The sequence below is a fragment of the Pseudomonas sp. BF-R-19 genome (genome assembly GCF_019956445.1).
Lineage (GTDB): Bacteria > Pseudomonadota > Gammaproteobacteria > Pseudomonadales > Pseudomonadaceae > Aquipseudomonas > Aquipseudomonas fluorescens_BH.
Genome location: NZ_JAHBDN010000125.1, coordinates 1 through 13,189, shown reverse-complemented (window position 1 = coordinate 13,189; position 13,189 = coordinate 1). Strand labels below are relative to the sequence as shown.

Sequence of the window (13,189 nt, the reverse complement as noted above, 5' to 3'; positions counted from 1 at the left end):
TCATTGTTCCTTGAATGAGCTGTCCACACGTTCGAGCATTGGTTTAAGAAGATAGCTCAACATATTGCGTTCGCCGGTCTTTATGGTGACGCTGGCGGGCATACCGGGGCGAATGTGATTGGTGCCAAGCAGGCTCATGCCATCGGGGGTGACTTCCACCTGGGCCAGATAGAACGGCTGCTTGCTTTCCTCGTCCATCAGGCGGTCGGCGGAGATGGTCATCACGCGGCCGGGGATGTTTGGCGTCTGGGCATGGTTGAAGGCCGGAAAGGAAATGTCCACAGGCAGGCCGGGGAACATCTTGTCGATGGCCTGTACGGGAATCATCGCGTCGACCTGCAACGGTTCGTTGACCGGAACGATTTCCATGATCTTGAAGCCGGGCTGAATGATCCCGCCGACGGTGGCGATGCTCAGGGCCTGGACCATGCCGTCGATCGGCGAGCGGATCACCGTGTGGGTCACTTCATAGTCCAGCGCGCGTAAGCGGTCGGCCAGGGTGGTGTTTTCCTTGGCGGTGTCGGTCAACTGCGATTCGACTTCCTTCAGGTAATCGTGCTGGCGCTGCAGGATGCGCAGCTTGATTTCGGTGGTCTGGCTGCGCACGCGAGCGATGTTGTTGAGGTTCTCGGCCTGGCCGGCGGAGAGGTCGGCATTGCTGCGTTCCAGCTCAAGCAGGCGGTTGCGCGGCACATAGCCTTCGGCCGCCAGCACACGGGTGCCTTGCAGTTCCTGGTTGAGGAAGCTGATCTGCGAGGCGCGGGCGCTATAGACCTGCTGCAGGCCCTTGAGCTGCACGGCCGACGCCGCCAGGTTCTCCTGCAGGATGCTGATTTCGCCAGCGAGACCGGCGCGCCGGGTGTCGAGCAGGCGCTGTTGCAGGTCCATGGCGGCTTCCAGGCGGTAGTCATCCTTGAAGCGCTTGAGCAGTTCAGGGTCGAATTTCACCACGTCGCGGTTGTCACGTTCCGCTTCCAGTCGGTTCTCCACCGTCTTGCTGACGATGTACTGAGCGCTGACCGCACCCTGTTCGGCAAGGGCACGCAACGAGTCGAGACGGACCACCTCCTGGCCTTTTGTCACCAGATCGCCTTCGCGAACGAGAATGGCGTCCACGGTACCGCCGCTCAGATGCTGCACGGCTTTGCGATTGCTGGTGACCTTGACCGTACCTGTCGCTACCACGCCGGCATCCAGCGGCGCCAACCAGGACCACAGGAGAAAGCCGCCGAAGCCGGCGATCACCAGCCAAATGCCTAACCGCGCGGGTTTACGGACATCCAGATCGATCAGGCTCTTGGGGTCGGAGGGAATCATTTCGGTGCGTTGGCTCATTTGCATGATCGGTCACTCCCGTGCTTTGACGGAGGCCAGCGGAGTTGACGCGCCTGCAGGGATCACACTGGCCTTGCGCAGCGCTGCGAATACTTCATCGCGCGTGCCGAGCATCTGCACGCCGCCGTCGCGCATCATCAGCACCTTATCGACGGCACAGAGTACGTTGGGACGGTGAGAAATCAGAATGACGGTGGCGCCGCGTTCCTTGAGTTCGGCCAGCGCATCCACCAGGGCCTTTTCGCCGACGTCGTCGAGGTTGGCGTTCGGCTCATCCAGCACGATCAGATTGGGGTCGCCATACAGCGCGCGGGCCAAGGCGATGCGTTGCTTCTGACCACCGGAAAGCGGGCTGCCATCGGTGCCCAGGCGGGTGTCATAACCCTGCGGAAAACGCAGGATCATCTCGTGCACTCCAGAGCTCTTGGCGGCGCGGATGACCGCGTCACTGTCGACTTCGCCAAAGCGCGCAATGTTGTCGGCGATGTTGCCCTCGAACAGCTCCACATCCTGTGGCAGGTAGCCGAGCCAGGGGCCAAGTTCGCCCTTGTTCCAGGTGAACATGTCAGCGCCGTCCAGGCGCACCTTGCCTGCCTGCGCCGGCCAGACGCCGACCAGCAGGCGGGCGAGGGTGGATTTGCCCGAGGCGGACGGGCCGATAATGCCAAGGCTTTCGCCGGGGATAAGGCTGAAGCTCACCCCGCGCAGAATCGTGTTGTTGGTACCGGGGGCACCGGCATATACATTCTCCACGGCCAGCATGCCCATTGGCCGCTGCAGCGACATGCTCGGTGGCCTGCGGGGATAGTCTTGCAGCATCTCGTTGAGCCGCCCCCAGGCCGAACGGCAGCCGAGCAGTTGCTTCCACGACGCGATGACCTGCTCCACCGGGCCCAGCGCACGGCCTGTGAGGATCGAGCAGGCAATCATCATCCCCGGTGTGATCTTGCCTTCGATCGCCAGCAGTGCGCCGGCGCCGAGGATCAGAGACTGCAAAGTGATCCGCACGAAGCGCCCGGTGCTGCTGATAATGGCGGCGCGGTCGGAGGCCAGGGTCTGCATTTCCAGAATACGCAAATGGCTTTGGTACCAGCGCTTGCTGATCGACGGCAGCATGCCCATGGCCTCGATGACCTCGGCATTGCGCAAGTTGTTGTTGGCGTACTGGGCTGAGGAGAGGGCGGCCTGGTTGGCTTCGGCCAACGGTTTCTGCGTCGCCTGCTCGGTGAGCCAGGCCAGGACCACCAGAATCAGCGAGCCGATCAGCGTGATCAGTCCGAGAATTGGGTGAATCAGATAGGCGACCAGAAGGTAGATCGGCGTCCACGGTGCATCGAAGAAAGCGAACAGGGAGTTGCCGGTGACGAACTGACGAACCTGGGCGAGGTCCTGCAGGGCCTGGGCCGGATTACCTCCGGCGCGGCTCAGGTTGCGCTCGAATGCAGCGGTGAAAATGCGTCGGTTGAGGTCCATGTCGAGGCAGTTGCCGACCCGGATCAGTACGCGGGTGCGGACCATTTCCAGCGTGGACATCAGCAGGAACAGACCCACCACCAGGACCGTCAACATCGCCAGCGTCGTGACGTTGCGACTGACCAGGGCTCGATCATAGACCTGCAGCATATAAATAGCTGGCGTCAACATCATGACGTTTATGACGCCGCTGAACCCTGCCAGCAAGTAAAAGCTGCGGCGCAGACGAAAGAGCGCGTCGGCCAGTTCGGAACGGATGCTCGACTGCCTGGACATGTTGGTCCTCCCACTTCGAAAAGCCGGTTGCCCTTGTGGCGCAACAGCTAACGATAAATGTAGTTCCTTAAACAGCTTATGGACACGCAGGCTGGTCGCTCTATGGATGGCGAGTCTTCCGAAATCGCTGCGTTACTCCCTTATGCAGCAGCGTAGGTGGCAGCGTAACAGTCCGAAATAACATTTCGCTCTATACCTGCACTCAACTTTCTATATGTCTTTTAAAAACAGCTAGTTGTGAGGCTCAACACCAGTCGTCTGTTTTAGCGACGTAATATTGACAAAGATTTGCTATGGAACTTTAGTCTTAGTTATCGGGGGGCCCGCCCGCCTGAAGCCTGCCATCGTTTTGGCAGCGCAAGGCGCGGTGATTTTCCCGGGAGGAGCAAAATCATGTCGATCATTTCGTTCTTTTGCAGAGGGAAGGGGCTGTCCAGGACGTTCGCCTTCACTTCCAGATTCCATGGCCCCCCCAGGGCTCGAATCCGCTCTGCCTGATCGCCCGGCGAGCAATTCATATCGCGAATTCCAGGCGCGAATCCCGGGTCCCGGGTAACGCCAGCTCTCGCAAAAAAACATAACCAACAAACTGCGCAAGCCAGCACTTGACTTGGCGCGGGAGGATTTTCTCGTCCCGCGCCTTTACCCAGACATATCGAGGGCAATTCAAAATGGCCAATTTCACCAAGTCGGACCTGGAGTTCATCCTCAAGCAAATCTTCATCGCTGAAGCGAATGCCGACGGCGCCAGCCTCATTGATTTGCTTGCCAACACTCAGGTGCCGTTCGGCCTGCGTACCGTCGATGGCAGCTTCAACAACCTGGTCACCGGCCAGACTGATTTTGGCGCGGCGGACACTGACTTTCCGCGCCTGCTTGATCCCTCCTTTCTATCGGCGGAATACGCCGGAACAGGTACGGTGATCGACCCGCAACCACGGATTATCAGTAACCTGGTCGTCGACCAGACCGCCAACAACCCGGCGGCCTATGCCTCAGCGTTCGACCCGGGCCTGGACGGTGTGCTCAACTTCGGCGTGGTGGGTAATGACGACGTACTCAAGGATGGCGTACAGATAGTCACCAGCCCCGGACTGGATGGCGTGTTCGGCACGGCCGATGACAAGGACGTGTTCTTCATGCCCAACGTGTCGCCGGATGTCGGCCTGACCGCCAGCTTCAACTCGTGGATGACTTTCTTCGGCCAGTTCTTCGACCACGGTCTCGACCTGGTCACCAAGAGCACTACCGACGTCGTGTTCATTCCGCTGCAGGCGGACGATCCGTTGTTCGTCCCGGGCAGCCCGACCAACTTCATGGTGCTGTCACGCGCAGTGCATACCGCCGGCGCGGACGGAGTAGTCGGCACTGCCGATGATGGCCAGACCAACACCACCTCGCCGTTCGTCGACCAGAGCCAGACCTATAGCTCGCACCCGTCGCATCAGGTGTTCCTGCGTGAGTACGTGCTCAACGCGGCGGGCGATCCTGTTGCAACGGGGCGCTTGATTACCAATCGTGATCTCGGCGCCGATGGCCTGTTCGGCACTGCCGACGATGGCAACGGCGAAAATGGCGGCATGGCGACCTGGAAGGTGGTCAAGGCCCAGGCCCGTGACATTCTCGGCATCAACCTGACCGACGCCGATGTGCACAACGTGCCGTTGCTGGCAACCGACGCGTACGGCAACTTCATCCGCGGGCCGAACGGCATGCCGCAGGTGGTGATTCGCATTAGTAACGGTGCTGACGGCATCGCCGGGACGGCTGATGACGTCACGCAACTGGTCGAAGGCAACCGGGCAGCTCCCATCAGTCTGGCCAGTGCCGTGAGTACCGGGCATGGTTTCCTCGACGACATCGCCCACAATGCCGCGCCGGTAGTCGTCGGCGGGGTTCTGCAGGCGGATGCCGACATCGCTGTCGGCAATGCGCAGATAACTGACGGGGTCGGCAACAACCTGACCTATGACAACGAACTGCTCGACGCCCACTACATTGCCGGCGACGGTCGGGTAAACGAGAACATCGGCCTGACCACCGTGCACCATGTGTTCCACTCCGAGCACAACCGCCTGGTCCAGCAAACCAAGGACACCCTCCTGGCCGCCGGCGACCTGGCCTTCCTCAATGAGTGGCTGGCAGTCGACGTGGCCGCGATTCCGACTACACCCGCCGAGATTGCAGCGTTGGTGTGGGACGGCGAACGCCTGTTCCAGGCCGCCAAGTTTGGCACCGAGATGCAGTACCAGCACCTGGTGTTCGAGGAGTTCGCGCGGACCATTCAGCCGCAGGTCGACGAATTCCTTGCGCCCAGCGGCTATGACACTTCGATCAACCCGGCAATCCTCGCCGAGTTCGCCCACGTGGTGTATCGCTTCGGTCACTCGATGTTGACCGAAACTGTCGATCGCTTCGATCCCGCGTTCAATCCGCTCCTCACTGACCCGACCAACCCGGACTCGCAACTGGGGCTGATCGCGGCCTTCCTCAACCCGCTGGCGTTCGCCAGCAGCGGGGTGACTGCAGACCAGGCGGCAGGGGCGATCATTCGCGGTGTGACCCGCCAGGTCGGCAACGAACTCGATGAGTTCGTCACCGAAGCGTTGCGCAACAACCTGCTCGGTCTGCCGCTCGATTTGCCGAGCCTGAACCTGGCACGTGGTCGCGACACGGGCATCCCCACGTTGAATGAGGCGCGCCGTGAGTTCTACGCGTCAACCGGCGACAGCCAACTCAAGCCGTACATCAGTTGGGCTGACCTGGCGGACAGCCTCAAGCATCCCGAGTCGTTGATCAACTTCATCGCGGCCTATGGCACGCATGCCTCGATCACGGCGGCGACCACGCTGGCAGACAAACGCGCTGCAGCCTTTGCGCTGGTATTCAATGTTGCGGGTTCGCCGGCTGACCGCCTGGACTTCCTCAACAGCACCGGTGCCTATGCCAACGTAACGCTGGCCGGCGCGGATGGGGTACTGGGTACCGCGGATGACCTGACCGGTGTGACGGTCACGGGCGTCGACGACATCGACTTCTGGGTCGGTGGCCTCGCCGAACAGAAGATGCCGTTTGGCGGCATGCTCGGCTCGACCTTCAACTTCGTGTTTGAAACCCAGATGGAGGCGTTGCAGAACGGCGACCGCTTCTACTACCTGGCGCGTACCGCGGGCCTGGACTTCGGCACCGAGTTGGAAAACAACTCCTTTGCCAAGCTGATCATGCTCAACACCGATGTCACCCACCTGTCGAACACCGTGTTCCTCACGCCGACGTTCACCCTCGAGGTGGATCAGACAGCGCAGTTCACCGGCCTTGGCGTGGACGGCCGCGCCGATCCGACGGGCGGCATCATGATCAACGGCGTCGAAGTCGTGGCGCTGGTAATTCGCGACAACCCTGACACCGTGGGGCCGGACACCAATTATCTGCAGTACACCGGTGAAGACCATATCGTCATGGGCGGCACCGCCGGCAATGACATCATCATTTCCGGTGAAGGCGATGACACCCTTTACGGCGACGCCGGCAACGACCGCCTCGAAGGCGGTGCCGGGAACGATGCGGTACTGGGCGGCGCGGGTGATGACATCATCAGCGACTCGTTCGGTGACAACCGTCTGGAAGGCAATGACGGTAACGATGTGATCGTGGCCGGCAGCATGCTGGTTGGTGGCAACCTGATCCTGGGTGGCGACGGCCAGGACTTCATCATCACCACGGAAGACATCTCCCTGACCTTCGGCGGCCGGGGTGACGACTTCATACTCGGTGCCAAGACCAACCTGCCACCTACCGGTGGCGAAGGTGACGACTGGATCGAGAAGGGCACCCAGGACGGTGCGCCTGGCGATAACTTCTCGCCGCTGCTCAATGACGATGTGATCGGTAACGACATCTTTATTGGTGGTGGCGGTTTCGACGAAATGATCGGCGAGGGTGGCGATGACATCTTTATCGGCAGCGATGCCCAGGACAAGATGGAAGGCATGTCCGGTTTCGACTGGATCAGCTACAAGAATGACCGGATCGGCGTGACCGCCGACCTGAGCATGGCCGCGCTGGCGCAGCCCCACGGCAATACACCAAACCAGAATGCCGGCATATTCAATCCGGTCGGTGCTTCGCCAGCCTCGATTCTTGACCGTTTTGCCGAGGTCGAAGGCTTGTCCGGTTCGAGTTTCGGCGATGTGCTCAGAGGCGATGATGTCAATGCGGACACTATCATCAACCACGGTGGTACCACGGGTAGTGCGCTGACCAATGTCGCATTGATCCGCGGACTGGACCAGTTCCTCGCCGATGCCGGTCTGCCGGTCACCGGCTTTGCCACTGGCAACATCATCCTCGGCGGTGATGGCAGCGACCTGATCGAGGGCCGCGGTGGCGATGACCTGATCGATGGCGACAAATGGATCAATGTCAGAATTGCCGTTTATGACCCGGCTGACGTCAACCATGTCGGCCCCGAGATCGCCACGTTCGACAGCATGGTCGATATGATCCCGTTCATTCTGGACCGCACCATCAACCCTGGTCAGCTCCAGGCCGTGCGGGAAATCATGCCCGGCACCTCGACTGGCGGGGCCGCCTTCGACACTGCCATTTTCTCCGGGCTTGAGGCCGAGTATGCGGTGACTGTCGACGACCGTGGCACGGACGATGTGACGGACGATGTCTGGACGGTGGCCGATAGCGTAGTGGGTCGCGACGGCACCGATACCCTGCTGAATATCGAACGCCTGCAGTTCGCCGATAACCAGCAAGTGCTGGTGGCGGGGCTCAATGCTCAACCGGATGGCAGTCCGACTGTCGCGGATGGCAACGGCGGCGCGATCACGGTGGGCGATATACTGACTGTCAGCGTGGCCGGGGTGACCGATGACGACAACGTCGCGGCGGGTAATCCGCAGGGGTTGATCACCAACTCCTCGGTGTCCTACATCTGGCAGTTCGAGGCCGATCCAGGCACTGGTGTATTCGAGGACATCATCCTGTTGCCGGCTGGCGACCTGGCGTTCCAAAGCGCCGATGGTACCGCGTTCAAGGTCTCTCCTGATCTCGCCGGTTTGTCGTTGCGGGTCAAGGCGATCTATCAGGACGGTCACGGCACCACGGAGATCCTGTTCTCCACGCCGACGGCTGCCATCGTTGCCGGTGCACCGGTTACGCCAACGGCGCAGGTACCTGTAGTCGATGCCACCGCGGGTGGCGCGGGCCTGCACATGGTCCGCTCCGACCTCAACTTCATTCTTGACCAGATCAAGATTGCCGAGGCTGATGCGGCCGGTCAGGACATCCTCTCGCTGATCCCGAATATCCGCGCGCCGCTGGGCCTGCGTACGGTCGACGGGTCGAACAACAACCTGATGAACCTCAACGGCATTAACAACACCGAGTTCGGTGCCGCCGATAACCTCTTTCCGCGCGTGACCGATCCGGTCTTCAATCCGGCGGAAGGGGGAACGTCGTATACGCAGAACAGCGGCCTTGTGATTGACTCGCAGCCGCGCACCATCAGTAACCTGATCGTCGATCAGACGGCGAACAACCCGGCGGCCTATGCCACGGCATTCGACCCGGGCCTGGACGGTGTGCTCAACTTCGGCGCGGTGGGTAACGACGACGTGCTCAAGGAAGGCGTACAGATCGTTGCCAGCCCCGGGCTGGATGGACAGTTCGGTACAGCCGACGACCACGATGTGTTCCTGATCGAGAACACCGCGCCGGACGCGGGATTGTCCGCGCCGTTCAACGCCTGGATGACCTTCTTCGGGCAGTTCTTCGATCATGGCCTGGACCTGGTGACCAAAGGTGGTTCGGGTACCGTCTTCATTCCGCTTCAGCCGGATGATCCGCTGTTTGTTCCAGGTAGCCCGACGAACTTCATGGTCCTGACCCGCGCGACCAACCTGCCAGGGGCGGATGGCGTTCTTGGCACGGCCGACGACATCCATGAGCACACCAATACCACCTCGCCGTTCGTGGACCAGAACCAGACCTATAGCTCGCATCCGTCGCACCAGGTGTTCCTGCGTGCTTATGAACTTACTGCCAACGGCCCCGTAGCGACCGGCAGGCTGATCACCAACCGTGATCTGGGTGTGGATGGCACGTTTGGTACCGCGGACGACGTCGAAATTGGTGGCATGGCGACCTGGAAGGTGGTCAAGGCGCAAGCCCGCGACATCCTGGGTATCAACCTTACCGATGCCGATGTCGACAACGCCCCGCTGTTGGCGACTGACGCCTATGGCAATTTCATCAAGGGGCCGAACGGCTTCCCGATGGTGGTGATGACAGGGGATGACGGTATTGGTGGCACGGCTGATGACGAACTTGTCGAGGGCAATCCGCTTGCTCCACTTGACCTGACCAATGCTGTGCGCACCGGTCACCAGTTCCTCGTCGACATCGCCCACAATGCCGTGCCGGTAGTCGTTGGTGGGGTTCTGCAGGCTGATGCCGACACCGCTGTCGGCAATGCGCAGCCTGTTGACGGGGCCGGCAACAACCTGACCTATGACAACGAACTGCTCGATGCTCACTACATGGCTGGCGACGGCCGGGTCAACGAGAACATCGGCCTGACCGCGGTGCATGCGATCTTCCACTCCGAACACAACCGCCTGGTCCAGCAGACCAAGGACACCGTGCTCGATTCGGGCGACGTAGCCTTCCTCAACGAGTGGCTGCTCACTCCGGTGAGTGCGTTGCCAACCACCCAGGCTGAGTTCGATGCGCTGCAGTGGAATGGCGAGCGTCTGTTCCAGGCGGCCAAGTTCGGCACCGAGATGCAGTATCAGCACCTGGTGTTCGAGGAGTTTGCGCGGACCATCCAGCCCAACATCGACCTGTTCTTCGCACCGACCCAGGTCTACGACGTCGACCTCGATGCCTCGATCGTCGCCGAGTTCGCCCACACCGTGTACCGGTTTGGCCACTCGATGCTGACCGAGACCGTCGATCGCTTCGATATCGACTTCAACGTGGTGAGCGATCCGAACAGTGCTGATCCTACTCAGCAGCTGGGCCTGATCGCGGCGTTCCTCAACCCGTTGGCGTACGCCGCCAGTGGCGTGTCGCCCGAGGATGCGACCAGTGCGATCATACGTGGGGTGACCCGGCAAGCCGGTAACGAAATCGACGAGTTCGTCACCGAGGCGCTGCGCAATAACCTGCTCGGCCTGCCGCTCGACCTGCCGGCGATCAACATCGCCCGTGGCCGCGACGTGGGGATTCCCTCACTCAATGCGATCCGCCGCGACATCTACAGCCAAACCGGTGATACCCAACTCAAGCCGTACACCAGCTGGGTCGATCTGGTGCAGTACCTCAAGCATCCGGAGTCGTTGATCAACTTCATCGCGGCCTATGGCACGCATGACACGATCACGGCGGCGACCACGCTGGAAGGCAAACGCGCCGCAGCCCTGGCGCTGGTCTTCGGTGGTGTGGGTGCGCCGGCTGACCGCCTGGACTTCCTCAACAGCACCGGTGCCTTTGCCAACGTAACGCTGCCCGGCACCGACGGCGTGCTGGGTACTGTCGACGACCTGAGGGGTGTGACGGTCACGGGCGTCGATGCCATCGACCTGTGGATCGGCGGCCTGGCCGAACAGAAAACTCCGTTCGGCGGCATGCTCGGCTCGACCTTCAACTTCGTGTTCGAGAACCAGCTGGAAAAACTGCAGGACGGCGATCGCTTCTACTACCTGGAACGTACCGCTGGTCTGACGATGAATGCCGAGCTTGAAAGCAACTCGTTCGCCAAGCTGATCATGGCCAACACCTCGGCCACTCACTTGCCGGGCCTGGTGTTCTCGGATCCGGGGTTCTATCTGGAAGTGGACCAGGGCAGGCAATTCAACGAAGGCTTGCTCACCGCCGACCCGCTCGGCCCGAACGGCGAGCAGGTGGTGTTCCGCGACAACCCGCTGACCGTGGGGCTGGACACCAACTACATCAAGTACACAGGTGCCGAGCACATCGTGCTGGGTGGCACAGACAACGCAGACATCCTCATCTCCAGTGAAGGCGATGACACGGTCTGGGGTGATGGTGGCAACGATCGCATCGATGGCGGTGACGGCAACGACCAGCTGCGCGGTGGTGCCGGCGACGACATCATCACCGACACTGGCGGCGACGATAACCTCCAGGGTGGCGACGGCAACGACGTGCTGCACGGTGGTAATGGCGTCAACCTGATCATTGGCGGGTTCGGCAACGACTTCATCATTACCGGTGAGGACGCTTCCGAGGCCATTGGTGGCCAGGGCAACGACTTCATCCTGGGCAGCAAAGCCAATGAACAGGACATGGGTAACGAAGGCGACGACTGGATCGAGAAGGGCACTTCGGACGGTGCACCTGGCGACAACTTCGATCCGCTCGGCAACGACCCGGTGATCGGCCACGATGTCTACATCGGCGGCAGCGAGAACGATAAGTTCAACGGCGAAGGCGGCGACGACATCATGGTCGGCAGTCTCGGCTTCGGTGACCGCTATATCGGCGGCTCCGGCTATGACTGGGCGACCTTCAAGGGGCTCGCCCAAGGCGTGAGCATCGATTTCAGCGACCGCTTCTTCGATGTACCACCGATGCCGGGTTCGGGTGCCTCGGCGCTGGTACGCTTCGACATCATGGAAGGCCTGTCGGGTTCATCCCACGGTGACTTCCTGCGCGGTGACAGCACAGATGCGACATCGCTGCCCACCGCGGGTGCAACCGGCAGTGTGCTGACCAACATCAGCCTGATCAACGGTCTGTCTGATTTGCTGGCAGCCGGAGCGACGTTCTTCGACGGCGGCAACATCATCCTCGGTGGTAGCGGCAGCGACCTCATCGAAGGTCGCGGCGGTGACGACATCATCGACGGTGACAAGTGGCTGAACGTGCGCATCAGCGTACGGGCAAACGCTGATGGCACCGGCGCGGAAATCGCCACGTTCGACAGCATGGAGCCGTTGGTGCCGTTCATGCTCAACGGTACCTACAACCCGGGCCAGCTGGTCATCGTGCGGGAGATTCTGACTGGCACTGACAGCTTCGACACTGCGGTGTACTCCGGTAATGCGTCGGAGTACACAGTCGCTGTCGATGGCAACGCTGTCGTTGTGACCGACCTGGTGGCGGGCCGTGATGGCGTCGATCGCCTGACGGGCATCGAGCGCCTGCAGTTCGCCGACCTGGCGCAGTCGTCCGGTGTTGGCACCGTCTTGAACAGCGGTCCCGTGGGGCGTCTGGCAATCCTCGATGCTGCCACCGGTGCGCGTAGCGATGCACCTGTCGCCGGCCAACTGTTGCGCGTCAGCTCTCAGTCGATACGCGACGCCAACAGCGCGAGTGCGGCCAATCCGACCGGCGCGATTTCCGGTCCGGTGTCTTACTACTGGCAGGTCGAAACCATTGCCGGTTCGGGCATCTATGACGACATCACCGTTATTGCCGCCGGCGAGGCATCGCGGGTGACGGGCGCCACCTACCAGGTGGCGGACGATGTCGCCGGCCTGAACATCCGCGTTCGGGCGGTGTATCAGGATGGCAGCAGTACGCTGGAGATCGTCGACTCGTCGGGGAACAACGCACCGACCGCTGGGCCGGGCATCCTCGGGTTTGCGTTTCTGAACCAGGTGTTGACCGCGGACCTGTCGACCATCGTCGACGTCGATGGCCTCAGCAATCCGCAGTTCACCTTCCAGTGGCAGGAGACCAACGGGGTCACCTTCGTCGACATTGCCGGAGCTACCGGCAGCACGCTCACGCTTGGCCAGAATCAGGTCGGCGATCAAGTGCGCGTGGTGGTCAGCTACGTGGATGACTTCGGTGTGGCCGAAAGCATTGCGTCCGACGCCACGGCCCCGGTGACCGTCGGTGTAGTGTTTGTCGGTACTCCCGGTGCCGACATTTTTATCGGCACGCCAGGCGACGACGTGGCCAGCGGAGGTGATGGCAACGACATCCTGAACGGGCTGGGCGGCAACGACATCCTCAATGGTGACGCGGGCAATGACATTCTCATCGGGGGTGTCGGTGCCGATACCATGGCTGGAGGTCTCGGCGACGATATCTATGAAGTCACCGACCTTGGGGACGTGGT

The 13,189-nt window shown here is 61.2% G+C and carries 3 protein-coding genes; 1 reads left to right on the top strand and 2 read right to left on the bottom strand.

The annotated features are described in order from the left end of the window. Both KGB28_RS30725 and KGB28_RS30720 read right to left on the bottom strand, forming a co-directional pair. The gene (locus KGB28_RS30725; protein WP_223449173.1) at positions 1 to 1,341 is read right to left on the bottom strand and encodes an HlyD family type I secretion periplasmic adaptor subunit; all 1,341 of its coding nucleotides are present in this window, start codon (positions 1,339 to 1,341) and stop codon (positions 1 to 3) included. 6 nt (positions 1,342 to 1,347) lie between these two features. Beyond that, a complete protein-coding gene (locus KGB28_RS30720; RefSeq protein ID WP_223449172.1) occupies positions 1,348 to 3,084 on the bottom strand; it encodes a type I secretion system permease/ATPase in 1,737 nt (578 codons plus the stop codon). A gap of 671 nt (positions 3,085 to 3,755) precedes the next feature. Here KGB28_RS30720 and KGB28_RS30715 point away from each other — a divergent pair. Next, a partial coding sequence (locus KGB28_RS30715) for a peroxidase family protein (protein WP_223449171.1) occupies positions 3,756 to 13,189 on the top strand: 9,434 nt, incomplete at its 3' end.

Excerpts from the sequence above, each read along its gene's own strand:
- KGB28_RS30725 (WP_223449173.1), bottom strand. The coding sequence starts at position 1,341 with ATGCAAATGAGCCAACGCACCGAAATGATTCCCTCCGACCCCAAGAGC.
- KGB28_RS30720 (WP_223449172.1), bottom strand. The coding sequence starts at position 3,084 with ATGTCCAGGCAGTCGAGCATCCGTTCCGAACTGGCCGACGCGCTCTTT.